A 26349-nucleotide genomic window follows, 5' to 3' on the forward strand; every position below is an offset into this window, starting at 1 on the left:
GTCAAGTGCATATTCCTACTCTCTAGTTTAGAAGAAAGCGAAAGCAATTGCCATGAGAACACACATTCCTATTTTTGTGTTGATGCTGTTGTGACTTTAAACCATAATCCCGTACACGCAAACAGAATATACAATCCACCAAGCAGAACGAAGATCCCTCCGTTCCACCCCGTTTCCATGATAGCGCCCCCCGCATTCGGACCTGCTATGCTGCCCGCATTAAAATGGAAGGAAGCCACGACGTTGGCCGCCGGCAGCAGCACTCTGGGAAGGATATCCGCCGCATAAGCCAAACCGAGGGAGAAGAAGGAACCGACCAGGCCGCCGGCCAGCGTTAGTAATATTAAGGTTGCCCAGAAATTCGTTCCTGCTGCAGGAATGAGCAAGAAACAGCACCCGCCCACAACACCGGCGATTGTCAGCACCCGTTTGCGTCCGAATTTATCACTCCAAATGCCGAGGGGAAGCTGCAGCACCAGACCGCCGATGCCAACAAAAGGAAGGAGTGCCGAAATTTCGCCCAATGTAAACCCGCTTCTTAACCCGTAGACCGGGAAGTTGCTGTTAATGCCTGCTTCCATATATCCGTAGAGGAACGCTGGAATCAAGGCAAACCAGGCTAGGCGGTAGCTTTTGAGATAGCGTCCAGCCGGCTGCTGCTCCCCATTCTCGTTTTTTTCCGGCTTCAAGTTCGGAAGTTTGAAGAGCACGATCAACAGAATGAACAAGAACAGCACCGCCAGAATGATAAACGGTACCGCCTCGCCATACTTTAACAGCGGAATGCCCAGCGGCCCTATACTGAATCCCAAACCGTAGGACATGCCGTAAAAGGATATGCTTCGCCCCCGGTTCTTAACCGTTGACATCATCAGCACCCATAGCTGTGCCGCATAATGAAGTGCGCTGTCGCCAATACCCACGAGCACGCGCAGTACAAACCAGACGGCCACGCTCGGAATCAACGGAAAAGCGACCAGCGACAGCATTACCAGCACAAGTCCCGAAATGATCAGTTTTTTGAAACCGACCCACCCGAGAAGTCTTTCCGCAACGAGCGTCATGGCAAACGAGCCTACATATAGCGCCGCCGCGTTCAATCCGTTCATGGAGGATGAGATGCCCATCCGTTCCAAAAAAATAGCCAGAACCGGTAATAACAGTCCCTGACTTAAACCTGCCGCAACCACGACGGCAATTAAAATGAAATAATGAGTTCTCCCCTGACGGGGGGTTACAGCTTCTGTCACTGAAATATAGTCCTCCTCTAATGTGAAAAAACGATGAATTTAAACAGTCAAATGAACATTATAGTGGACAAGCCCAATCCATACAAGCCATAATAATAACAATGCCATCAATTGGGAGGGTATCCGTTAATGAAATATAAAGTTAGTATCGATGTCTCTATGGTGTACGAGCTGCTGGGCAGCTTCATGATATATGCAACAAGGAAATGGACCGATAATCTGGATATCGGAAAACAGCTGATAACGGAGATGGACGAGCGTTTACCTCAGCCTGTTCGTGTCCAGTTCAGTCGAGCCCGTTCATGGCCACTCGGAGATTATGATGTGTTATACGCTTTGATCATGCTTCGGGGAGAACACCTTGAAATCCCGGATTTTCTGAATTGGATCGAATCTTCCGCCGTGGAAGAGCTGCATGACCTGCTTCAGCCTCACTTGCCGTCCCTCTCACTGGATGAAACATCTAGAATTCGAGAAAACTATACACCGCTGATGAAGCTTTGGCACGAGCACTACTTCTCAGAAGTGGAGCCTGACCTGTACCAGCTTCTGGAAGAAGATGCCGAAGAGAAACGAATGCTCCTTCCGAAAATGGACGACGAAAACTTGATCGAATATGCCTCAAGCGGGGTTATACTGGACGACGTGCCTCAGGAGAACGTAGTCTTATTCCCGGGCACGCATTTCCGGCCGATCAATACCTATTGCTTCTATGAGAACGTACTCCTGCTGCAGTATCCTATTGATATTCCGGAAGAAGAGGAAGATGAGCCGCCCGTCGTTCTCCTCCGTATGACCGAGGCACTCGCGGACCCGGAGCGTCTCCGTCTCCTGCGATATATTGCAGATGAGCCGAAGGCCGTGTCCGAAATGGCGTCCGAGTTGGGTCAGCCTTATGAGGAATTGATGCACCACTTGATGATATTGAGGGCGGCAGGCTTGCTGCGCTCCCATCTGAAGTCCGAGAATAACGAAAGATTCAGCCTGCGGCCGGATGGGGCTGCCGAGCTTCAGATGTTCCTGGAGACTTACATTCGACTTTCATAGCAAGAAGGAGTGAACCATGAGTATAACATCGCAGCATATTATCTTCGACATGGATGACACATTAATACATTGCAACAAATATTTCAATCTGATCCTCGGTGATTACTTCGAGTGGATGACCGAATGGTTTCAACATGTTGGCTTGACTACTGAAGAAGTCCGGACCAAGCAAATGGAGATCGACGTAGCCGGCATCGATAAGCTGGGATTTGCAAGTGCGAACTTTCCCCAGTCCCTTATCGATACGTATCATTATTTCGGCCGCATTCACGGAAGAGAAAGCTCGCGCAAGGAAGAGGAGCTTCTCTACGAGTTAGGACTCAGTGTGTATGAGCAGGAAATCGAAGCCTACCCCGGCATGGTCGAGACGCTCGAGAAGCTTCAGGAGGATGGACATTGCCTCCACCTCTATACAGGAGGCGAGACCAGAATTCAGAAACGAAAAATCGAACAGATGAAGCTGGCCGATTACTTCAAAGACCGTATCTACATTCGCCAGCATAAAAATATTTCGGCATTGGAAGAAATCCTCACGATGGGGACATTCTCCCGTTCCGATACGTGGATGATCGGCAACTCGCTTCGCACGGATGTCATTCCGGCACTAACGGCTGGCATCAACAGCATCTATATCAAACAACAGCGCGAATGGCAATATAACCTGGTCGAGCTGAAGCAAGAGCCGCATAATGTGTTATATACCGTTTCGGCGCTGACCGAAGTGCCCGAGGTCATTGAAGAGCATTTGGATTAATCAAAATAAACCGAGCCGATATCAAGGAGCAACTCCCTGATGGGCTCGGTTTTTTATTTAACTGTGCCGTCTCACGATTTCACGGCTTCACTCGAGTCCTCTGCCTGAACAGCAAGCTTTCCGTTCCCTTCAGCAGCTAAGACAATCCTGCCTTTATACGTGCTGCCGTCCTCGTTTTTAAAGGATAACACCTGGGTCTTGCCTTGAAGCAGCAAGGATTTCAGCATCGCATGCGAAACTTGTTTACCGGCAAATTCCTTCCAGATGACATAGCTGCAGCCGGTTTTAAAATTCGCGCAGCCATAACCTTTGCGCCCTTCAATAATATGCCCTTCACATCCGGGTCTAGGGCATCGGCCTAATGAAGAGCGTACGGACGACGTTTCGCTTGGAGTAGAGGCATCTGATTTCGGAGTCCGCTTAGCCGCACCCTCTTCCTTGTCACGCGAAGTTGCGGCAGCTTTTCCCGCGCTTCGCTTCCCTCTGCCTTTGGACTTGTCCTCATCCCCGCCGAATAATGACGAAGGCGCCGGGCGCTGGGAGGATACCTTATTGATGATCGAAATGGTAAACTTCTGCACGTTTTGCATGAACACGTCTGCGGAAGCCTCGCCCTTGGATATTTGGTGAAGGCGACGTTCCCATTGACCAGTCATCTCAGGCGAAGCAAGTAATTCTACGCCTGCATGCCGGATCAACTCCACCGCCGTCCTTCCTTTTTGGGTAACGGTGATTCTTTTGCCCTGCATCGTAATATATCCGACCTTCTTCAAGCGCTCGATGGTCGCTGCCCGGGTTGCCGGCGTTCCCAGCCCGCTGTCTTTCATCGCATCCCGAAGCGCTTCATCCTCAATGGATTTTCCGGCACTCTCCATCGCCTTCAGCAAGGTTCCTTCCGTATAACTCTTTGGCGGTTGGGTTGCCTTTTCTTTCACTTCGGATTTTTTGCAGTGTACCGGCATATCGGGAGACAGATCAAAGGAACGGTCGTTCCATTCCTGGGTCTCCTCTTCCTCGTCCTCTTTCCCCTTCTTGGAAGATTTGGCTTTCTTCTGCTCTTTGTCCTGGGCAATCAGCACCTTCCAGCCAAGCGATAGCAGTTCCTTGATTCCCGTCTTGAACGTTTCACCCTCTACCTCGGTGAGTACCGTATGCTGCTTATACATCGCCGGCGGGTAGAAATGCGACAAGAACCGGATGATGACCAGATCGTAAATATGCTGCTCTTCCTTGCTGAGTGTGCCCGGACGCTTTAATGTCGGCAAGATGGCATGGTGATCCTCAACCCGCTGCGGATTACATACCGCTTTATTGTTAATCTGCACCCGGCTAGGATCCGCTCCTTCAGCCATCGATGCATAGGAGGTTGATTTCAACATATGAAGTGCCTTGTGCATGCCTTCGATATTCTGTTCATTCACATAATTGGAGTTGGTACGCGGATATGAGATCACCTTATGACGCTCATACAACGCTTGCGCGAGATCCAGCGTTTTTTTGGCAGAGTATCCGTATTTGGCATTGGCTTCACGCTGAAGAAGGGTCAAATCATACAATTTAAACGGATATTCTTTCGTTTCTTTGACCTCATATTTGGTGATAACCCCATTCTTCCCATTGACCTTCGATGCAATCGCCTCTGCTTTCTCCTGAGAGGTCAGCCGCTCTCCCTGCCATGTTCCGTTATACTCCAGCTGCTCTTGTTTGAACACGGCCTTCACATCGTAAAACGTTTGCGATTCGAAGGCTTCGATTTCCTTCTGCCGATCATAGATTAGAGCCAGAACCGGCGTCTGGACCCGTCCAACCGATAGTAATGTCTGATGACGGGTTGTAAAGGCACGCGACGCATTCATGCCGATCAACCAATCGGCTTCACTGCGTGCGCGCGCAGCTTGCGTTAAATTCTCGAATTCAACCCCATCCTTCAGCTCCGCGAAGCCACGGGCGATGCTTTCCGCCGTTAAATCCGAAATCCATAGTCTTTTTACAGGCTGTTTAAGTTTTAATTGCTGTTGGATCAGAGCGAAAATATATTGTCCTTCTCGCCCCGCATCACATGCGTTTACGATATGGCTGCAGCGCTTGGCGACCTCTCCAATGACCTTCAGCTGATCCTTGGTTTTCGGATTCGGGATGATTTTGAATTGCTCCGGAATGATGGGCAGGTCCCGTAAATTCCAGCGTTTGTACTTCGGATCATATGCATCCGGCTCCGCTAGCCCAACCAGATGTCCGATAGCCCAAGTTATGATATATTGCTCACCTTCAAGATATGTACGGTTATTCTTGGCCCGCGGCTCGATGACCGCAGCGATGTTCCGTCCCATATCCGGCTTTTCGGCAATGACCAACGTTTTCAAATGACATTCTCCTCCCCGATGAGTAACCATGTCGCGGTGGCTAACTCCAAAAAGGACTTCGCTCTCGCGAAGTCCTTTTAACTACTATTAGTATGATAGCATATTTAGGAGAAGGATTAAACCAGTACGGTCGCACCCATTAAATATTTGTCTACCTCGCGCGCCACCTCGCGGCCTTCGTTGATGGCCCATACCACGAGGCTTTGTCCGCGGCGCATGTCTCCAGCGGCAAATACTTTATCCACATTGGTCGTATATTTGCCGTACAGTGCTTTCACATTGGAACGGCGATCCGTTTCAAGTCCAAGCTGCTCGACCAGCGTATGCTCCGGTCCATCAAAACCGATGGCGATAAACGCCATTTGAGCAGGAAATACTTTTTCCGTACCCGGAATCGGTTGATACACTTTACGGCCGGTTTCATCTACAATACGCTCGATTTGAACGGTATGAAGCTCTTTCAGATTGCCCTCTTCATCCCCGACAAATTTCGTCGTCATAATGGAGAATTCGCGTGGATCGTTGCCAAACAGTGCTTTCGCTTCCTCATGTGCGTAATCGAGCGTGTACACATTCGGGAACTGCGGCCAAGGGTTTGCAATTGGGTCGCGCTGCAGTGGAGCCTGTTTATGCGTACCGAACTGGGTGACGCTGCTGCAGCCGTGACGGAGCGCTGTAGCGACGCAGTCGGAGCCGGTGTCGCCGCCGCCGATGACAATAACGTCTTTGTCTTTTGCCGACAAGTAGTTGCCGTCTTCAAGACCTGAATCCAGCAGACTCTTGATGGTTCCGTTCAAATAATCCATTGCATAGTGAATGCCCTTGAGGTCACTGCCCTCAATATTGAATTCACGCGGCTTTGTAGCACCGCCGCACAGGACAACGGCATCATAGTCTTCCATCAGCTGCTTGGCGGGAATGTCCTTGCCGATCTCGGTGCTGACAACGAATTCGACGCCTTCAGCCGCGAGCAGATCTACACGGCGCTGAACAATACCCTTGTCCAGCTTCATGGATGGAATCCCGTAAGTCAACAGGCCGCCGATACGGTCGGCACGTTCATAGACGGTTACGGAATGGCCTGCTTTGTTCAGTTGAGCAGCCGCAGCCAGCCCTGCCGGACCGGAACCGACAACGGCTACGCGACGTCCCGTTCGCTTCGCCGGCGGCTCGGGAACAACCCAGCCTTCTTCAAAGCCCTTGTCGATGATCGCTTGCTCGATGGATTTAATCGTAACCGGCTCCCCGATCAAACCGACGGTACAGGAACCCTCGCAAGGGGCAGGACATACGCGTCCGGTAAACTCAGGGAAGTTGTTTGTTTTGTGGAGACGCTCCAGAGCTTCTCTCCATAAGCCCCGATATACAAGATTGTTCCATTCCGGAATCAGATTGTGAATCGGGCAGCCCGAAGTGCCGCCGAGCATATCGATTCCTGTATGGCAGTATGGCGTACCGCAGTCCATGCAGCGTGCTCCCTGGGTCTGGAGCTCTTCTTCTTCTAAATGTTTATGAAACTCTTCCCAGTCTTTAACTCGTTCTGCCGGGCTCCGATCTGCCGGAAGCTGGCGCTGATATTCCATAAATCCTGTTGGTGTAGACATACTGCTTTTACCCCCATCCGTTCTATCCATGCTGGTTACCATGTACAATTTATCATATCATAAATCATCCGACATCGATCTTCAGATGACCCAAGAAACAGGTTTCAGTCTGATTTATTTTTTCTATTTATGCTAAAAAATTTTTTATCAGAGCTTGAACCCCCACGATTAGCGGCTATTTAAGCAGCGATTTGTATAAACATTAAAAATATAGTAGCATTTCGCTTTTCTCCTGTTAAATGGACTATATGCATGATCATTTGTATTATCCTACTATCAAAGCGTTGTCAACATGAATGGATTAGGGTATGTCTATCCCTTGTAAGCTCACCATCAAGCTCTTTATTTTCGTTCAAACGTAACAAACCGGTAGGCATACGGATTTTTCTCGTCCGTTATGCCGGGAATTTCTTCGATAATTTCCCATTCATCCCAGTTCACTTCGGGGAAGAACGTATCCCCTTCAAAAGTCTCATCAATAAACGTACAGTACAGTCGATCCGCTTTCGGAAGCATCAAATCATAAATCTGCGATCCGCCAATGACCATCAGCTCTTCGTTCTCCGCGTAGGGAAGGGCTTCATCCATATCATGGATCACGATGCCCTGATCGTCCGACACCGCGAAGCTTTTGTCTCTCGTGAGCACGATGTTCTTTCGGTGAGGCAGCGGTTTGCTGCCAAAGGAATCCCAAGTCTTGCGCCCCATCAGAATGGTTTTATGCAGGGTTTTCTCCCTGAAGAAGGCCATATCCCGCGGCAAACGCCAAGGCATCGTACCGTTCAGCCCAATCACTTGATCCTTGCCCATTGCCCATATCATGGATATCATTGCACACTCACTCCTTCCTTGTACGAATGGATTTTACCGAATATGGGTCACAACTTTTTATTTACACAGCTACGGTCGCTTTAATGGTTGGATGATACTGGTAACCCTCGAATTCAAAGTCTTCGAATGTATAATCAAAAATGCTCTCCGGCTTGCGCTTGATGACCAGCTTAGGCAGCTCATAAGGCTCGCGTTCAAGCTGCGTTTTGACCTGTTCCATATGATTGGAATAGATATGCACATCGCCCCCGGACCAGATGAATTCACCCGGCTCCAGGCCGCACTGCTGGGCAACCATATGGGTAAGCAGCGCATAACTCGCGATGTTGAACGGCAGTCCGAGGAAACTGTCCACAGAACGCATGGTAAGCATACAGGAGAGTTTCCCGCCCGCCACGTAGAATTGGAATACAAAATGGCATGGAGGCAGCTTCATGTTATCGATCTCTGCCACGTTCCAGGCACTGACGATATGCCGCCGGGAGTCGGGATTGTTTTTAATCGAATCGATGACATTGGCAATCTGGTCGATATGGCGTCCATCCGGCGTTTCCCAGGCTCGCCACTGCGAGCCGTAAACCGGCCCCAAATCACCGTTCTCATCCGCCCACTCGTCCCATATCCGCACGCCGTTTTCTTTTAGATACCGGATGTTTGTTTCCCCGCTTAAGAACCACAGAAGCTCATGTATTACCGATTTCAGGTGAATCCGCTTGGTTGTCATCAGAGGGAAGCCTTTGGCAAGGTCAAAACGCAGTTGTCTTCCAAATACGGATAACGTTCCCGTTCCCGTGCGGTCTCCTTTCTCTACTCCATGTTCAAGTATGTCTTGCAGCAGCTCCAAATATTGTTTCATGTATAGTCACCTCACTAGAATCTCATATCAACAGTCTATCATGTTCGTGGAATGTTTGGGATGCTTAAAATAACCCTGCGCAGAGAGGCTCGGTATCACTTGGCATATCCACACAAAAAAACAGGAGGCAGAAACCGCCTGCGCGTTCTCTGCCTCCTGGCCGAATATATAATGACTCGCAAATACGTCTTGGATTAACGGGCAATGATGTGGATCGGATGACCCATAACCAATTCCGCAGCTTCCATTACGATTTCGCCAAGCGTCGGATGCGCATGGATGGTCAAGGCTACATCTTCAAGCGTAGCGCCCATCTCAATCGCAAGACCGAGCTCTGCAATCAGGTTGGAAGCTTCCAGACCTACGATTTGCGCTCCGAGAATAAGTCCTGTTCCTTCTTCAGCCACGATCTTCACGAAGCCTTCCGGATGGTTCAAGGATACGGAACGTCCGTTACCTGCGTAAGGGAATTTGCCAGCTTTCACTTTATGGCCTTTTTCCTTCGCTTGAGCTTCGGTGTAACCTACGCTGGAGCATTCTGGATCCGTGAACACAACGGCTGGAATACACTTGTAATCCACGACGGACGGCATTCCGGAAATGGCCTCGGCAGCCACTTTACCTTCATAGGAAGCTTTGTGTGCAAGCGCCAGACCGGACACGATATCCCCGATCGCGAAGATATGAGGAATGCTGGTGCGTCCTTGATGGTCAACTTTCACGTAACCGCGCTCGTCGAGATCCAGCCCGATCAGATCAAGGCCAAGCTCTCCGTCCGTGTTCGGACGACGGCCAACCGTAACCAGCAGGTAATCAGCTGTTACTTCTTTAGTTTCCCCATTCACGGAGTATTTCACGGTAACTTCTTTATCATTTTGCTCAGCACTTTCAGCTTTTGCACCTGTGATAATTTCGATACCGGTTTTCTTCATGTTTTTGGTAACGAGGCTTGTCATGTCTTTGTCAAAGCCAGCCAAAACGCTGTCCAGACCTTCGATGATCGTTACTTTCGAACCGAATTTGGAGTACATTTGACCAAGCTCGGCACCGATGTAGCCGCCACCGATGACGATCATGCTCTTCGGTACCTCAGGCAGGTTCAATGCTTCGGTAGAAGACAAGATGCGTCCGCCAAACGGGAATGGCTTCAGTTCGATTGGGCGGGAACCTGTAGCAATGATGCAGTTCTTGAAGCGGTAACGCGGAGATTCATGATCATTGAATACACGCGCTTCGTTTTCGTTGATGAACATGCACTCGCCGTTGAAAACTTCCACTTTGTTGCCTTTCAGCAAACCGGCAACGCCGCCAGTCATTTTTTTGACAACGCCGTTTTTGAATTCCTGCGTTTTTGCAAAATCAACGGTTACGTTCTCCACGGAAATACCGAAGGCATCGGCATGCTTAGCGGATTCAAACTGATGAGCTGCAGCGATCAAAGCCTTGGAAGGAATACAACCACGGTTCAAGCAAACACCGCCGAGTTCCGATTTATCAACGATCAGAACCTTTTGACCCAGTTGGGCGGCACGAATCGCCGCCACATATCCACCAGGACCAGCACCAATGACTAGAGTATCAATATCTAAAGAAGCATCTCCAACTACCATTAGTTACACCTCCATAACAAGCAGCTCAGGGTTAGCGAGCAGTTGTTTAATATAGTTCATAAAGTTTTGAGCCGTTGCGCCGTCGATGATACGGTGGTCAAAGCTCAAGGACAATGCCATAACAGGTGCTGCTACAATCTCGCCGTTCTTCACAACCGCTTTTTCGCTGATGCGGCCGGTACCAAGAATAGCAACCTCTGGGAAGTTAATGATTGGTGTAAAGAACATACCGCCTGCGGATCCGATGTTCGTGATGGAAATCGTGCTGCCCTTCATTTCGTTAGGGGACAATTTGCCTTCACGGCCGCGAGCAGCCAGGTCACGGATGCTGTCAGCGATCATCCAGATGCTCTTACGATCCGCATCTTTGATAACCGGTACGATCAGACCGTTGTCTGTATCTGTAGCGATACCGATGTTGTAGTATTTTTTGTACACGATTTCGTTCGCTTCTTCGTCGATCATTGCATTCAAAGCAGGGAATTGACGGCTAGCCGCAACGAGTGCTTTAACGATGAACGGCAGATACGTAACTTTCGTGCCTTTTTTCTCCGCGATCGGTTTCATGCGGGTACGGAACGCTACCAGCTCGGTTACGTCAACTTCGTCCATGATCGTAACGTGAGGAGCTGTGTAAGCCGATTTAACCATGGCGTTCGAGATCGCTTTACGGATGCCTTTGAATGGTACGCGCTCTTCTTCTGCACGAGTATCCACCGCTGCGGATGCTGCTGCAGGAGCTGCTTTTGCTTCTGAAGTAACTTCTTGCGCTGGAGCTGCTGCCGCTTGGCCTCCACCGTTTTTGAAGGCTTCAACATCTTCGCGAGTCACTTTACCATTGTTGCCGGAGCCCTGCACTTGTGCAATGTCTACTCCTTGCTCGCGAGCGAATTTACGCACGCTTGGCGTAGCCAGAACTTCATGGTTAGGTGCTGCTGGTGCAGCTGCTCCACCGTTTCCGCCTTGTTTAGCGTCAGCCGGAGCATCTTGAGCCGGGGAAGAAGTTGTATCCGCGCTGCCTTTCGCTGCATCAGCTTCTTGCGCCGATTGCTCTTCAGCAGGAGCTTCCTGCTCAGGAATGTCGCCTTCAGCGTCGATGATAGCAACCACTTCACCGACACGGCACACTTGACCATCCTTGGCAAAAACTTCTTGAACCGTACCGTTCACGGGACAAGGAACTTCTACGACTGCCTTGTCGTTCTGTACTTCCATGATGATGTCGTCGTCTGTTACTTTGTCGCCCGGCTTGATATGCATTTTGATGATTTCACCTTCATGCAGACCTTCACCCAGCTCTGGAAAACGATATTCAAATTTTGCCAACTGAAAAACCTCCCTAGAAATTGCTGCTATTAGAAATTCAATACTTTATTGACGGCATCCACGATACGTGCCGGAGTAGGCAACCAAGTGTCCTCGATTTGCGCGAATGGATACACAGTGTCCGGTGGAGTCACGCGAAGCACTGGAGCTTCCAAGTGCAGAATCGCTTTCTCATTGATTTGAGCGATAACTTCTGCGGCTACGCCGGCAGATTTTTGCGCTTCTTGAACCACGATAGCACGGTTGGTTTTCTTAACCGAAGCAAGCACGGTATCGATGTCGATTGGAGAAATGGTGCGCAAGTCGATGATTTCCGCTTTGATTCCGTTCTTCTCAAGTTCGTCCGCCGCTTTCGTTGCGGTGTGAACCATCAGACCGTAAGCGATAATCGTAACGTCGGTTCCTTCGCGAACCACGTTAGCTTTGCCAAGCTCAACGGTGTAGTCACCTTCAGGAACTTCAGCGCGGAACGCATGATACAGGTTCAAGTGCTCCATGAAGAACACAGGGTCATTATCGCGAATCGCTGCGATCATGAGTCCTTTTGCATCATAAGGATTGGAAGGTACTACAACTTTAATACCCGGGGTTTGCGTGATCAAACCTTCGAGTGCATCGGTATGCAGCTCAGCCGCTTTAACCCCGCCGCCGAATGGCGTACGGAATACGATTGGGGAGTTGTAACGTCCACCGGAACGGTAACGCATACGCGCTGCTTGAACAACGATTTGGTCAAGAGCTTCAAAGATAAATCCAACGAATTGAATTTCAGCGATTGGACGGAAGCCTTGAATACCGAGACCTACTGCCAAACCGCCGATTGCGGACTCAGCCAGCGGCGTATCGAATACGCGCTCTTCCCCGAATTCTTTTTGAAGGCCTTCCGTTACCCGGAAAACACCGCCGACATTACCCACGTCTTCACCGAAGATGACAACGTTAGGGTCACGGCTCAATTCAACGCGCATGGCGTCGCGAATCGCTTCTTTCATGTTCATTTGTGCCATTGCTTCATTTCCTCCTTAAGAAATACAGTTCACTAAAATTCCAGTGTTATGCCTTGCGGCTATATATCGATGTCAAAACGTTATTCAAAAACAGACCTGATGCAGCCATGACAAAACCGGATGATTATCCAGGATCAACCTTTGACAATCATCGGCCCGTCATTTTTATTGGAAATCAGCTTTCTGCTCTTCCAGATGCTTCGGCGTTTGTTCGAACATGCTGTCGATCAAACCAGGTACCGTCATTTTTTCCGTTTGTTCTGCTTTTTTAATTTGCTCGTTGACTTTCGCTTTCGCTTCTTCTTTCACGCGAGCTGTATCTTCCTCTGTCCAGAGGCCTTTTGCTTCCAGGTACTTCGCAAGACGTGCGATCGGATCCTTCTCGTTCCACTCGCCCTCTTCTTCCTTCGTACGATATTTCGAAGCGTCGTCAGACAGGGAATGCGGACGGAAACGGTATGTTACAGCTTCGATAAGCGTTGCGCCTTCGCCGTTGCGGCCGCGTTCTGCAGCATCACGAACCGCTTTGATCACAGCGAGGACATCCATGCCGTCAACTTTAACGCCCTTGATACCGGCTGCTACAGCTTTATGTGCGATAGACAATGCTGCAGTCTGCTTGGAGAATGGAGTCGTGATTGCATATCCGTTGTTTTGAACGAAGAAGATGACTGGCAGTTTGTACACGCCTGCATAGTTCAAGCCTTCGTAGAAGTCGCCTTCGGAAGAGCCGCCGTCACCGGTATAAGTAATAACCACTTGTTTTTGCTTCTTCAATTTGTAGCCCATAGCGATACCCATAGCATGCAAGATTTGCGCGCCAATGATGATCTGAGGCATCAATACGTTAACACCCTCCGGAATTTGTCCGCCATGCTGATGTCCGCGGGAATAGAGGAATGCTTGATAAAGCGGAAGTCCATGCCATACGATTTGCGGCATATCACGGTAGCCCGGGCAGACAAAGTCGTCTTTCTCAAGCGCAAATTCGCTACCTACCATCGTTGCTTCTTGACCGGATACAGGAGCATAGAAACCGAGACGTCCTTGGCGGCCGAGATTTACGGCGCGGTCGTCCCAAGTACGGGTAAATACCATACGGTACATAATTTCTTTCAGTTGATCGTCTGACAATTCAGGCAGAAGATCTTTGTTTACGATTTTGCCATCCGGGGAAAGTACAGATAGAGTATCGACTTCCTCGGTATATACTTCATAAGGAACCTTGGTCATTTTTTTCACCTCAATAAATATTTGAATATCAAGTTCCGCTGTTATAGAATTATTATACACCTGTTTTACTGCATTCGTCAAAGAAATAGCAGATAAAATTTCATATTTCTTAACGTTTGTATGTATAACAGTTAATGAATAATACTATAACAGTATGACAAACATCATAGAACAGCAGCCAACTTAGACATGTCAGGGTAATTTTAACTTATTGTTTACCGCATTTCAAAAACTAACCCGAAAAAGGTGACGAATGATGACGAATGAACGTTTATTGAAGCGAACCATTGTAAAAGAAGTGATTGAAAGCCAGTTTCTGCAGGAGAATCGAACGCTGCGTATTTACCTTCCTCCCGGATACAATGAAATTCTCAGCTATCCCGTTGTTTACTGTCAGGATGGAGAGGAATTTTTCAATTTTGGCCGCATTGCGACTTGGGCCAACCAGCTCATTCTCGAAGAAGGCGTGGAGCCGTTTATCATTGTAGGCGTGGAAGTGAACACCAAAGTTCGCACCGAGGAATACGCGCCATTCGGAAACCGTTTCGACGCTTATCTATCCTGCTTCGCCGAAGAGATTATTCCCTTCGTCGAACAAAGATATCCTGTGCGCAAAGAGCCTGCCGAAAGAGTACTTGCCGGCGACTCCCTTGGCGGAAGTGTCTCCGTGCATCTGGCCTTGCGTTACCCGCATCTCTTCACCCGAATCATCAGCTTGTCCGGCGCCTTCTATGAGAAGTCCCAGCATATGATCAGGGAAGAACCGGATTTGTCCTGGCTCGACATCTATATGATTGTAGGCTTGCAAGAAGACAACTATGCAACCGATACAGGTGTCTATAACTTCGTTGAATTGAATCGTTCAACAAAGGCATTGCTGGAAGAACGGGGTGCCACAATATCTTATCTTGAAAAAGACGGCCGCCACCTTTGGGGTTTCTGGCAAAAAGAGCTCCCTGCTGCTCTTATGTACTTCCTGGGCTAATCGATTGATTGGCAAAATCCATTGGCTATATAAATGACCTGTTACAGCAAAATTCTTTGCCTGTCCCACCCGGGACCTTACGCATTACGCTTTAAAGCAGTTGGCAAAAAAAGAATACCCGTGAAGCAAACGTAAGCGCAAGCTATATGCCCCCTTTGCTTCACTTCAAAAAAAGATGAACAACCGCGCATTTTTTATGGAATGTGCATTGTTCATCTTTTATGTTCAGCAGCCCGTTCTTCTTGGTATCGCTTTCAATTATTTTCGTCAAAAAAGCGGTTGACTCACCGCTTGTTCGAATCGATTATAGCTTTTCTTTCATGATTTTGTCCAGTAAGATGTCACACCCCGCATCAATCAGACGGTACACTTCATCAAAATTTCCAGTGAAATACGGATCCGGCACCTCGCGCAGCTTTTCATCCGGCAGCAAATCCATAAACTTCAGAATCGCGGCCTGGTCGCCTCCCGCTAGCTTGCGCAAATTCGCCACATTCGAATCATCCATGCCGATGACGTAATCGAACTTGACGAGGTCCTGGCTTTCCACTTTGCGAGCGACCATTCCTTCGTAGCTGATTTGCCAGCTGTCCAGCAGCTTTCGGGTTCCTTCATGGGGAACGTTTCCGATATGCCAATCTCCTGTGCCGGCAGAATCCACGCGTATCTTATCCTGCAGTCCACGCTGTACAATTTTATGTCGCAGCACCGCTTCCGCCATCGGCGATCGGCAAATATTGCCCAAACATACAAACAAAACGGATACCATGGTCCTCTCTCCTTCACGCTATACTTAATCGTCATTTCACGAAAAATTTCATATTCATGAATGACGTTGCCTACCTTCCATTATCCCGAACTAACTTTTTTTCCATTGGCTGCCGCTGGATGGCCCTCGTGCAGCGACCTTCTAGGCAACCTCCATTTATAAAGCACGGACAGCATCCGGAACACGATCACCACAACAAACAAAGTAAGCAGTTCCCATGTCTTGGTGGCTACACCAAGGCCGATGGCGACTCCTGCTATCATGGCCCAGACCGCATAGATCTCATCACGCAGCACCAGCGGTTTCCGTCCAGCCAATAAATCACGGACCATTCCCCCGCCGCTTCCGGTAAGCACGGCAGCCACAATCACCGCGCTCATGGGGTGATTCATTTGCGTAGCATATAAAGCCCCTTGAATCGCAAAGGCAGATAATCCGATCGCATCGAACAGTGCCTCCGTTTTCTTCCAGTGCTGAATCAAACCGAGCGGCAGCACAAACGCTACAAATACCGAAATCATCGCGAGCATGATTAAATCGCCCTGTCCCCACAGGGTGGTAACCGGCACGCCGATCAGTACGTTTCTTATAATACCCCCGCCGAAGGCTGTGACTAGACCCAGAACCACAACCCCCAAAATATCGTATTCCTCTTCCATAGCTACAAAAGCTCCGGACATGGCAAACGCAATGGTGCCAATGATACTGAATACGTCAAACACATGCATGTCCAAAATTCAGTTCCCCCGCTCCCCCGTCAATTTACATACTACATTGTAGCCGTGCCTATTAAAATTGTGCAAGCATGAAAACTGCTCTATACTAGAATTCAATGACAATTCTCTCGAAAAAGGAGGAATTTATAATGAACCATACTCGCGTCCTGATCTTTACAGGTGGGGAGTTGTCACCGCGATTCCTGGATGAGGTTCAAAACGGGGACTTCATTATAGGGGCTGATCGCGGAGCCCTCTACCTGATTGAACATGGAATCAAACCGGACCTGTCCGTTGGAGATTTCGACTCCATTTCGCCAGGCCAAATGGATCGAGTACGATCCATGAGCGGCAAGGTGATTGACTGTGATCCCATCGATAAAAATTTAACCGACACCGAGCTTGCCTTCGAACTGGCACTGGAGCATTCCCCCGAATCCATCATGATTCTGGGAGCTACGGGCACGCGCCTGGATCACACGCTGGCTAATATCCACATGCTGATTCGTGGGCTCCAGCATCATATCCCGTGTTCTATATTAGATGAGAACAATTTTATTACCCTGACAGGCTCCAGCTGCATTGTCGAGAACAAAGGGTTTACATATGTCTCCCTCCTGCCGTTGACTACGGAAGTTACCGGGATCAATCTCGAAGGATTCGAGTACCCGCTCCACGATGCCACTTTGCGATTGGGGCAGTCTCTTGGAGTTAGTAATAAGCTGGCCGAGGATAAAGGGACGGTCCGGATCGAAGGCGGTCTACTGCTCATTATTCAAAGTAAGGATCACTAATCGTTACTATTTTGTCATCTTTGATGCGATCATGTTAACAATCAAAATTACTGTTAAAAACCCTTGTATATCAAGGGTTTTTTCTCATTTTTAACTCATCGATTGCACCTAGTTCTTAATATTTTGTTACTTTTAATGATATTTTAATAATTCGCTTTCATTTCATGCGGCCCAATGGTTTGCGCCGATTATCCAAAATATAGTCGGTTTCAAATCTGATATACTCGGTTCATCGCAAAAAACAAAACTGCTTGGAGGTAATAACAACATGAATCGACAGCATTGGATTAAGAAGGCCGTAGTAATCAGCTTGAGCGCAACTTTGGGTGTAGGAGCAGTTCTTACTGTTGCACCGCCGGCTCCTGTAGAAGCAGCATCGGTAAGCAAAGGATCTCAAGTCGTTAACTTTGGTAAACAATATATGGGTACACCTTATAAATTCGGAGCATCCACGTCCACCACAAGAGTGTTTGACTGCTCTTCCTTTATGAAGCATATCTTTAAAAAATACGGCGTAAATCTGCCGCGTACATCCGCTGCCCAATCCAAAGTGGGTAAGGCCGTATCCAAATCGAACCTGAAAGCCGGCGATTTGATATTCTTCTCGAGCGGAAGCCGTGCAAATGGACGAAACGTAACTCACGTTGCCGTTTATATGGGTAACAACAAAATTCTGCACACTTACGGCAAGCCTGGCGTAACGATCTCCAGCCTGTCAGGCAACTGGAGCAAGACTTACCTGAAAGCCCGCCGCGTACTGTAGTACTGTTATTATGGAATGAAATCAAAGACCGACTTCCACTTACGGAAGGCGGTCTTTTTTGCTTGCAGCATTGATTTCTTCCTGCGATAGCAGTTTATATCCGGTCCCCCGAATCGTACGCAGCAGCTTTTGTTTGCGCCCCCTATCGATTTTCTCTCTCAAATGAAGAATATAGACATCTACCACGTTGGTGCCCGTATGAAAATCGTAATCCCACACCTGTTTTAATATATCCTCACGCGTGCATACCTGGCCCTGCCTTCTAGCCAAAAACAGCAGCAGATCATACTCGCGATGAGTCAGCTCCACAGCTTCCTCTTCCCGGAATACATTTCGGCTCAGAGGATCGATCACCAGATCTCCGATTCGGATGACTTCCTCTCGTTCCATGCGACCTGTCTGAAAAAGTTTCAGCAAGTTCGCAATCCGCGCCAACAGCTCTCTTGTATCTCTGTCATTAGGGATGTAGTCATGGGCACCTGCCTCCAATGCCTGAATTGCTTCATCAGAACCGTCATTTCCGATAACGATGATCGGGATCTGTTCCCTTTTGCCTGTCAACCGCTCCACGAGATTGAATTGGCTCATGCCCGGCAATCTGCTGTCGATAAGCAGCAAGTCTGCGCCTGAGCGCTGCAAAACGGCGACTACCTCCGAATAATTCATGGCATGCTTAACCTTATAACCCGCTTGTTCTAAAAGCTCCATAACGGTCTGAACCCGATCTTGATTGTCTGCCGCGATCAAAATTACTTTCTCCACGGGTTCCCCCCCGCTTTCAACGCTTAATAATGTAAGTATGTCTGATTCATCCTGCTTTCACTCCAAAAGATGCTGGGATCACATACGATTTCCGTAGAATTACATCTTATCTCCGATGCGACGCTATTTTTATAATGGGATAAAGGATTAGGAAAGGGGGATATCTTCAAAATTTCGCTTGTTCAATCGGAAAGGAAAGTATGGTGTGAACACACTTTGGAGGAGGAAAATAACATGCGCAACAAACTCGTGGTATGGCCTCTTGTCATGGCTATGCTGATTTCTATCGTATGCACGGCTGCAGGGCCGCCCGCACCGGTTTCAGCCGCAGGCGAAACCAACCTCTCGCTTGGCAAAGCTGTAACAGCAAGTGGTCAATCCCAAACCTATGGGCCGGCTAACGTTAACGATGGCAATCAGGGTTCATACTGGGAAAGCACTAATCATGCGTTCCCCCAGTGGATTCAAGTCGATCTCGGTGTTGACACCAGTATCAACCGGATCGTCCTTAAACTTCCTGCCACCTGGGAGTCACGGACACAAACGCTAACCGTGCAGGGCAGCTCGAACGGTTCCACATTCTCAAATATGGTGGACTCGGCCGACTATGAATTCAACCCGTCTACAGCAGGAAACTCGGTGACTATCAGTTTTGACGAAGCGAGCACGCGATATGTTCGCCTGACCGTAACCAGCAATACGACTTGGCCGGCAGCACAGCTGTCGGAGTTTGAAATTTATGGACCATCGATCTCCCCGCCAACACCTCCGACGGGTAACAACATCGCGAGCGGCAAACCGATTACCGCCTCCTCAAGCACCTTCACGTATGCAGCAACCCATGCTAACGACAACGACATCCAAACCTACTGGGAAGGCGGAAGCAATCCAAGCACCCTGACGCTCGACTTGGGAACCGATCACGATATCACCACCATCGTACTGAAGCTCAATCCGTCTCCGGCGTGGAGTTCGCGCACCCAAACCATACAAGTGCTCGGGCATGACCAGAGCACAACGAATTTCAGTAATTTGGTATCGCCACAGTCTTATGCGTTCAATCCCGCGTCCGGCAACTTTGTGACGATTCCCGTAACGGCAACCGTTAAAGGTCTACAATTGAACATAACGTCCAATTCCGGCGCACCGGCCGGGCAGATTGCGGAATTCGAAGTGTACGGCACAGCCGCCAAGAATCCGGACCTGACCATTACGGATATGTCCTGGACTCCTTCTACTCCGATTGAAAACGATGACATTACACTGCGTGCTACAGTTAAAAACATTGGGAACGTGGAAGCTGGCGCTACGACGGTCAATTTTTACCTGAATGGCGCTAAAGCAGGCTCCTCCCCGGTAGGTCTGCTTGCGGCAGGAGCATCCACCACGGTAACATTACAATCCGGAACCAAAGCGGCTGGATCCTATTCCGTCAGTGCGAAGGTCGATGAGGATAATGAAATCATGGAACAGAATAACGAAAACAACAGCTATTCGCATACATCCCCTCTGGTTATTGGTGCGCTCGAAAGCTCTGATTTGATAGGAACCGTGCAATGGTCACCCGCTACTCCTGTCGCAGGGAATGCAGTAGCCTTTACCGTTAATCTTAAGAACCAGGGCAACAAAGCCACGGCAAGCGGATCCCACGCGATTTCCGTCGCTCTGAAAAATCCGGCCGGTTCAACGATTCAAACCTTCACCGGTGGTTATGATGGCGCGCTTGCTGCAGGTTCCTCCGCCGCTGTCCATATTCCGGGCACATGGACAGCGGAAAGTGGCAGCTACACGTTAACAACAACCGTGGCACCCGATGCAAACGAAGTACCCGTCAAACGGGAGAACAACGTCAGCCAGGCCAATCTCATGGTATATTCCTCCCGTGGCGCCAGCATGCCATATACCCGATACGATACGGATGATGCATTACGCAGCGGCGGGGCTCTGCTGAAGACGGCACCGACTTTCGATCAAGCGCTCACAGCCTCGGAAGCATCCGGCCAACGTTATATAGCGCTTCCTTCCAACGGGTCCAATCTGGAATGGACGGTTCGACCAGGTGAAGGCGGGGCCGGCGTAACCATGCGTTATACGATGCCGGACTCACCCGACGGCATGGGATTGACTGGATCACTCGACGTGTATGTAAATGGCACAAAGAAAAAAACCGTTCCATTGACTTCCTACTACAGCTGGCAATATTTCTCCAGCGATCATCCTGCTGATGAGCCTGGGGGAGGACGCCCTCTCTTCCGGTTCGATGAAGTACACTGGAAGATGGATACGCCGCTCCAGCCGGGAGACAAAATCCGGATTCAAAAGTCCAATTCCGATAACCTGGAATATGGCGTTGATTTTATCGAAATCGAGCCGGTACCGACGGCTATCGCCCGCCCGGCTAACTCGGTATCCGTAACGGATTTCGGTGCAGCGCCAAACGATGGCCAAGATGACCTACCGGCGTTTGAAGCTGCTGTGCAGGCTGCCGCTTCAACCGGCAAAACCTTATACATTCCTGAAGGGACATTCCATCTGGGCAACATGTGGAAGATCGGTTCGGTTGGGAATATGTTGGATGACATCAAGATTATGGGCGCAGGCATCTGGCATACAAACATTCAATTTACCAACCCGAACGCCGCTTCTGGCGGGATTTCACTTCGGATCACGGGCCAGCTTGACTTCAGCCATATCTACCTCAACTCAAATCTGCGGTCACGATATAATCAAAATGCAATCTACAAGGGATTTATGGATAATTTCGGCACCAACTCCAAAATACACAATGTGTGGGTCGAGCATTTTGAGTGCGGCTTCTGGGTAGGCGATTATGCACATACCCCAGCCATTATCGCGGAGGGTCTAATCATTGAAAACAGCCGGATCCGCAATAATCTGGCGGATGGGGTCAATTTTGCCCAAGGAACCAGCCATTCAACTGTACGTAACAGCAGCATTCGAAATAACGGAGACGATGGTCTCGCCGTATGGACGAGTAACGTCAATGGCGCACCTGCGGGCGTTAACAACACCTTCTCGTATAATACCATCGAAAATAATTGGCGTGCTGCAGCCATTGCATTCTTTGGGGGAAGCGGTCATAAGGCTACTCACAACCTGATTGTTGACACCGTAGGCGGATCTGGGATTCGAATGAATACCGTGTTCCCGGGGTACCATTTCCAAAACAATACCGGCATTCTGTTCTCCGATACAACGATCATTGGGAGTGGAACCAGTAAAGACCTGTACGATGGGGAGCGCGGCGCGATCGATCTGGAAGCATCGAATGATGCGATTCGCAATGTCACGTTTACCAACATCGATATCCTGAACACCCAGCGCAGTGCCGTTCAGCTTGGTTATGGGGGCGGCTTTCAGAACATCGTATTTAACAACATCCATATTGACGGTACAGGGCTTGACGGGATTACATCCTCAAGATTCTCGAATCCTCATCCTGGTGCGGCGATTTACACCTATTCGGGCAATGGGTCGGCAACATTTAACAATCTGACGACGCAAAATATCGCTCATCCGGATCGGTTTTTCATTCAGAACGGTTTTCAATTGATCGTGCAATAATCCGGCTTAAACATCAAAAGGAGGAGTCTTTTGTGACTCCTCCTTTTGTAATTGACGGATATATAGATAAGTAACGCTAGTATTTGTCGCAGATTAACCACCTACGTATTGATTATACAGCGACCTGGCCTTAGCGATATCCGATGTGCCATGTACCAGGGTTCTCCCGTCCCGGAATATAACCAAACGATGCGGAGTCACCTGATAGATGATCATATACGGCGTTACGGTTGCTTTTCCTTGATGAAGCCTGTTCAATCGATCGGCCATTTCATCCAGCTGAAGCTGCATGGGGCTGGCTGGCCTGATCTGTACCGTATCCCTACCGCACAATACTTCGCTTTTATCAGCATGTTCAGCCGTCAAGTAAGGATATTTCGGATGCTCACCGCATGTGGGGCAGTCTGATTGTTTCGCTCGGTCTACGCCAAACTCCACCCATTCATTACGCCATAAGTCGAATGACAGCATTTTTTTTCTAAGAACATGTCGGTGTCCCGATAAAAGCTTCATCGCTTCCATCGTTTGATGAGCAGCGACCATCTGTACCGCTTGAGGAAGAATTCCGTTAATGTCGCAGGTGTCACCGCCCAAGGGAATCGTTCCTAGCAAACAGTTCAAGCATGGCGTCTCTCCCGGCAAGAAGGTGTAACTCATTCCTGAGCTTCCGACGCAGCCTCCGTATATCCACGGGATTCCATGCTTATATCCGATATCGTTCAGGATCAGCCGGGTTCCGAAATTATCGGTAGCGTCCATCATTAAATCAACGCCTTGACAGAGTACCGCCAGTTCCTGCGCACGTACATCCATAACGATACCATCCACGATACCGTCTGAATTAATTTCGGATAACCGCTTAGCCGCTGCTACGGCCTTCGGCAATCGATCGATCGCGTCCTGTTCGGTAAACAGCTGCTGACGCTGCAGATTGCTCCATTCCACGTAATCCCGATCCACGATAGTTACATGCCCAACACCTGCGCGAACCAAAGTTTCCGCTACGGCGCTTCCCAGCGCACCAGCTCCAAGAACGAGCACGTGACTGTCCCGGAGGCGAAGCTGGCCTTCTTTTCCAAATGGCGTAAACCGCTCTTGCCTAGAATACCGATCCTCTCGTTCCATATGAACTGTTACACCGCGGTCCGGGGACTCCGAGGCGGCCATGAAGAGAGGCAACGTACGATTTACTTCCTCCCTCTTATCGCTTAAACCAGACATGAATTTTCCTCCGATCAATATCTGCAAATCTTCTAAATAAAATAAAAGAAGACTTCATGAAGTTTTTAGACGACGACCCATGATTAAAATACCCATCCCACGAAGAGGATGGGCTGTTTAACTATTTCAACCTAATACAACCTAGTATTCAACGCCTTCTCCAGTATTCCGCGATGACGCAGAATCCAGGCCGCACTCCGCGCCCTCCAGGCCAATCCCCACAGAACGCCTTCCGTTTCCGGCGTGACCTGCAGCTCAATCGCTTCCTCTGCCGTTTCCCGAACGACCACCTCAACGATCATATCAAAGAGGGCAGCCCTACTAGCTGGATCGACGCCATATGCGTCAACCAATAGACGGAGCTGCCTTGCACGAACCTCTGCGTTTGGCAAACCAACCCGTTCAGCTACATCATCATCATGCAGCTGCGGAAAGAGCCAACATACGCGGGCTAGTTCAACAAGCGGATGTACAGGTCCGGCGTATTCCCAGTCAATTAGTGCAATCGGCATCCCATCACGGGTAACCATATTCCAAGGAGCCATATCACCATGGCTGTATACCACCCCGATATCACCCAGTTCCCGCAGGAACCACGGTTTCCAGACCATCCCGGGCTCAGGATTAAATGTAGCCGAAGCGTCATGAAGCCGACGCAATAATTGTCCTACCTCGATGATGCCTTCGTCGCTCCATGGTCCGGGATGAACAAATTCGCCTTCGATATAACTTAACATCTCTTGGCCTTTCTCATTACATCCTGAGCCTATAATTTCCGGTATCGAGGTAAACCCTGATTGCCTCAGGTGTCTCAACAAAGAGTGTACAGCCGGAGTCCAGGCTCCGGATGGGCGGTACACAATCTGGCCCCGCCGTACAACCGACTTCTCGCGAGAGAGTATGACGTCTTCTCCCTGATTTGAGTTATTTTCCGAATTCATTTAATACGACTCCCTTCAGAAGGGAATTACACAGGTTCATGGGGCTAAGGATGCGAATCCCCTTCATATAATAATGCCCCGATGGATAAGTCCAAGTCTTCCATCCACATCTCCTCCGTTCGTTTCAGGTTATTTCTAGCATATCACAAATGCGCTTCCTCCATAAACCATAACCGTACGCCCCATTTTGCCGGATATACCAAAGGAGGACAGGCAGCAATCTGCCCATCCTCCTTATGGAAACTAATAAACTCATTCTTATTAAGGTTTGATATATCCTGGCAGAGAGCAGGATTATGATTCTGATAATCAGGAATTCTGGTTGGACCAATCTTCGACGTTCCAGATCTTGGTCACCCAATCCTCATAAAACTCAGGTTCGTGGGAAACCAGCAGGATCGTGCCTTTATATTCTTTCAAAGCACGCCTTAATTCCTCCTTAGCCACAACATCAAGGTGATTGGTCGGTTCGTCAAACAGAATCCAGTTGCTTTCGCGCATCAGAAGTTTACACAGACGGACCTTGGCTTGCTCTCCGCCGCTCAATGCCTTCAATGGACGGGTAATATGCTCGTTTTTGAGCCCGCAGCGAGCAAGCGCTGCACGAACCTCGTGCTGGTTCAAATGTGAAAATTCGTTCCACACATCATCAATCGGCGTAATATTCCCTGGACGTACTTCCTGCTCAAAATAAGCAGGCACCAGGAAATCCCCTTGATACGTCTTCCCGGAGAGCGCCGGGATTTTGCCTAATATGGTCTTCAGCAGCGTTGATTTACCTACGCCATTACAGCCTACAATGGCAATTTTCTCTCCTCGCTCGATGAGGATATTCATTTTGGGGAGCAATGGTCGATCGTATCCGATCTCAAAGTCTATTCCCTCGAATACCGTTTTACCGCTGGCACGGGATTCCTTGAAGTTAAACACAGGTTTAGCCGCTTCCTCCGGGCGGTCAATCCGCTCCATTCGATCCAGCTGCTTCTCCCGGCTCTTCGCTCGGCCAGAGGTGGAATAACGGGCCTTGTTCCGCTGAATGAAGTCTTCCTGTTTCTTGATGAACTCCTGCTGCTTCTCGTAAGCATCAATGTGCTGGTTCTTATTGATATCGGCCATTTCCAGGAACTTCTCGTAGTTCGCTGTATAGCGAGTTAACTTCGCAAATTCCAGATGATAGATCACATCCACCACCTGGTTCATAAATTCCGTATCATGGGATATCAAAATGAAAGCATATGGATATTGCTTCAAATATTGAGTGAGCCATTCAATATGCTCAACATCCAGATAGTTGGTGGGCTCGTCCAATAACAGTACGTTCGGCTTCTCAAGAAGAAGCTTCGCAAGCAATACTTTGGTACGCTGTCCCCCGCTTAACGTCGCAACATCGCGATCCAGGCCAATGACGGATAACCCAAGACCATTCGCCATCTCTTCAACCTTTACGTCCAACATGTAGAAATCCCCGATATCCAGCTGCTCCTGAATTTCACCCATTTGCTCGAGCAGCAGCTCCAACTCTTCAGGAGAAGCATCACTCATCTTATTGGTGATCTCCAACATTTCCTTTTCCAGCTCCAGCAAGGGCAGGAAGGCATCCTTCAGTACATCGCGAACTGTTTTGCCAGGTGTCAGCTTGGTATGCTGATCCAGGTATCCGTACCGGATCTTCGGTGTCCACTCCACCTTGCCGCTGTCTTTCAACAGCTGCCCGGTCAAAATATTCATTAGTGTTGATTTGCCTACGCCGTTTGCTCCAACCAAACCAACATGTTCGCCTGCCAACAAACGAAAGGATACATTCTTAAATAGAGTACGTTCCCCGAAATTATGCGATACGTTCTCTACAGTCAATAAACTCATGGCTATAGTAACTCCTGTCTGTATAAAATGAACTTATTTCATGTTAATTTAGCGAAATATACACAGTCA

Annotated in this window: 21 protein-coding genes; 6 read left to right on the top strand and 15 right to left on the bottom strand. The window is 49.0% G+C overall.

The window, feature by feature from the left end; all coding sequences use genetic code 11:
- Positions 1 to 68: 68 nt before the first annotated feature.
- Positions 69 to 1250, bottom strand: a complete 1182-nt coding sequence (locus PLA01S_RS06330; RefSeq protein WP_127590829.1) for an MFS transporter — start codon at positions 1248 to 1250, stop codon at positions 69 to 71.
- Positions 1251 to 1379: 129 nt separating this feature from the next.
- On the opposite strand from PLA01S_RS06330, the gene PLA01S_RS06335 reads away from it, so the two are divergent.
- Both PLA01S_RS06335 and PLA01S_RS06340 read left to right on the top strand, forming a co-directional pair.
- On the top strand, positions 1380 to 2297 hold the full coding sequence (locus tag PLA01S_RS06335) for an ArsR/SmtB family transcription factor (protein ID WP_100536495.1): 918 nt from the start codon (positions 1380 to 1382) through the stop codon (positions 2295 to 2297).
- Positions 2298 to 2313: 16 nt separating this feature from the next.
- Entirely contained in the window at positions 2314 to 3051 is a 738-nt protein-coding gene (locus PLA01S_RS06340; RefSeq protein WP_127590831.1) for an HAD family hydrolase, read from the top strand.
- 71 nt (positions 3052 to 3122) lie between these two features.
- On the opposite strand, the gene PLA01S_RS06345 is transcribed toward PLA01S_RS06340, so the two are convergent.
- From PLA01S_RS06345 to pdhA, 8 genes are all read right to left on the bottom strand, one after another.
- Positions 3123 to 5414, bottom strand: coding sequence for a type IA DNA topoisomerase (locus PLA01S_RS06345; RefSeq protein WP_127590833.1), 2292 nt, complete (start codon positions 5412 to 5414; stop codon positions 3123 to 3125).
- A 116-nt stretch (positions 5415 to 5530) separates the two neighbouring features.
- Positions 5531 to 7018, bottom strand: a complete 1488-nt coding sequence (locus PLA01S_RS06350) for a glutamate synthase subunit beta (protein WP_127590835.1) — start codon at positions 7016 to 7018, stop codon at positions 5531 to 5533.
- A gap of 342 nt (positions 7019 to 7360) precedes the next feature.
- The gene (locus PLA01S_RS06355; RefSeq protein WP_127590837.1) at positions 7361 to 7849 is read right to left on the bottom strand and encodes a dihydrofolate reductase; all 489 of its coding nucleotides are present in this window, start codon (positions 7847 to 7849) and stop codon (positions 7361 to 7363) included.
- Positions 7850 to 7910: 61 nt separating this feature from the next.
- Positions 7911 to 8705 carry a thymidylate synthase gene (gene thyA, locus PLA01S_RS06360; protein ID WP_127590839.1) on the bottom strand — a complete coding sequence of 265 codons (795 nt, stop codon included), beginning with the start codon at positions 8703 to 8705 and terminating at the stop codon, positions 7911 to 7913.
- Between the two features lie 194 nt (positions 8706 to 8899).
- Positions 8900 to 10315: a dihydrolipoyl dehydrogenase gene (lpdA, locus tag PLA01S_RS06365; RefSeq protein ID WP_127590841.1), complete on the bottom strand. Its 1416-nt coding sequence runs from the start codon at positions 10313 to 10315 to the stop codon at positions 8900 to 8902.
- 3 nt (positions 10316 to 10318) lie between these two features.
- The gene (locus PLA01S_RS06370; protein ID WP_127590843.1) at positions 10319 to 11641 is read right to left on the bottom strand and encodes a dihydrolipoamide acetyltransferase family protein; all 1323 of its coding nucleotides are present in this window, start codon (positions 11639 to 11641) and stop codon (positions 10319 to 10321) included.
- A 29-nt stretch (positions 11642 to 11670) separates the two neighbouring features.
- Positions 11671 to 12648 (bottom strand): alpha-ketoacid dehydrogenase subunit beta, encoded by a 978-nt coding sequence (locus PLA01S_RS06375; RefSeq protein ID WP_009589183.1) that lies wholly within the window; start codon positions 12646 to 12648, stop codon positions 11671 to 11673.
- A 165-nt stretch (positions 12649 to 12813) separates the two neighbouring features.
- The gene (gene pdhA, locus PLA01S_RS06380; protein ID WP_113056870.1) at positions 12814 to 13881 is read right to left on the bottom strand and encodes a pyruvate dehydrogenase (acetyl-transferring) E1 component subunit alpha; all 1068 of its coding nucleotides are present in this window, start codon (positions 13879 to 13881) and stop codon (positions 12814 to 12816) included.
- Between the two features lie 256 nt (positions 13882 to 14137).
- Here pdhA and PLA01S_RS06385 point away from each other — a divergent pair, with 256 nt between their 5' ends.
- Positions 14138 to 14866: an alpha/beta hydrolase gene (locus PLA01S_RS06385; protein ID WP_127591101.1), complete on the top strand. Its 729-nt coding sequence runs from the start codon at positions 14138 to 14140 to the stop codon at positions 14864 to 14866.
- 304 nt (positions 14867 to 15170) lie between these two features.
- Here the strand turns inward: PLA01S_RS06385 and PLA01S_RS06390 are convergent, their stop codons facing one another.
- Together PLA01S_RS06390 and PLA01S_RS06395 are read right to left on the bottom strand one after the other, a co-directional pair.
- Positions 15171 to 15635 carry a low molecular weight protein-tyrosine-phosphatase gene (locus tag PLA01S_RS06390; RefSeq protein WP_127590845.1) on the bottom strand — a complete coding sequence of 155 codons (465 nt, stop codon included), beginning with the start codon at positions 15633 to 15635 and terminating at the stop codon, positions 15171 to 15173.
- A gap of 80 nt (positions 15636 to 15715) precedes the next feature.
- Positions 15716 to 16363, bottom strand: a complete 648-nt coding sequence (locus PLA01S_RS06395) for a trimeric intracellular cation channel family protein (RefSeq protein ID WP_100539321.1) — start codon at positions 16361 to 16363, stop codon at positions 15716 to 15718.
- 137 nt (positions 16364 to 16500) lie between these two features.
- On the opposite strand from PLA01S_RS06395, the gene PLA01S_RS06400 reads away from it, so the two are divergent.
- Positions 16501 to 17145: a thiamine diphosphokinase gene (locus tag PLA01S_RS06400; protein ID WP_127590847.1), complete on the top strand. Its 645-nt coding sequence runs from the start codon at positions 16501 to 16503 to the stop codon at positions 17143 to 17145.
- Between the two features lie 268 nt (positions 17146 to 17413).
- Positions 17414 to 17908 (top strand): C40 family peptidase, encoded by a 495-nt coding sequence (locus PLA01S_RS06405; protein WP_127590849.1) that lies wholly within the window; start codon positions 17414 to 17416, stop codon positions 17906 to 17908.
- Positions 17909 to 17947: 39 nt separating this feature from the next.
- Here PLA01S_RS06405 and PLA01S_RS06410 read toward each other — a convergent pair whose 3' ends face one another.
- Positions 17948 to 18670 carry a response regulator transcription factor gene (locus PLA01S_RS06410; RefSeq protein ID WP_127590851.1) on the bottom strand — a complete coding sequence of 241 codons (723 nt, stop codon included), beginning with the start codon at positions 18668 to 18670 and terminating at the stop codon, positions 17948 to 17950.
- A gap of 234 nt (positions 18671 to 18904) precedes the next feature.
- Here PLA01S_RS06410 and PLA01S_RS06415 point away from each other — a divergent pair, with 234 nt between their 5' ends.
- Positions 18905 to 22255 carry a galactose-binding domain-containing protein gene (locus PLA01S_RS06415; RefSeq protein ID WP_127590853.1) on the top strand — a complete coding sequence of 1117 codons (3351 nt, stop codon included), beginning with the start codon at positions 18905 to 18907 and terminating at the stop codon, positions 22253 to 22255.
- A gap of 93 nt (positions 22256 to 22348) precedes the next feature.
- On the opposite strand, the gene PLA01S_RS06420 is transcribed toward PLA01S_RS06415, so the two are convergent.
- The 3 genes from PLA01S_RS06420 to PLA01S_RS06430 all read right to left on the bottom strand — a co-directional run bounded on the left by PLA01S_RS06420 (position 22349) and on the right by PLA01S_RS06430 (position 26280).
- A complete protein-coding gene (locus tag PLA01S_RS06420) occupies positions 22349 to 23422 on the bottom strand; it encodes a ThiF family adenylyltransferase (protein ID WP_246059374.1) in 1074 nt (357 codons plus the stop codon).
- 185 nt (positions 23423 to 23607) lie between these two features.
- Positions 23608 to 24417: a phosphotransferase gene (locus tag PLA01S_RS06425; RefSeq protein ID WP_127590857.1), complete on the bottom strand. Its 810-nt coding sequence runs from the start codon at positions 24415 to 24417 to the stop codon at positions 23608 to 23610.
- Positions 24418 to 24726: 309 nt separating this feature from the next.
- Entirely contained in the window at positions 24727 to 26280 is a 1554-nt protein-coding gene (locus tag PLA01S_RS06430) for an ABC-F family ATP-binding cassette domain-containing protein (protein WP_127590859.1), read from the bottom strand.
- Positions 26281 to 26349 lie beyond the last annotated feature (69 nt).

Origin of the sequence: Paenibacillus lautus NBRC 15380 (genome assembly GCF_004000945.1) — a bacterium.
GTDB lineage: Bacteria > Bacillota > Bacilli > Paenibacillales > Paenibacillaceae > Paenibacillus_AQ > Paenibacillus_AQ lautus.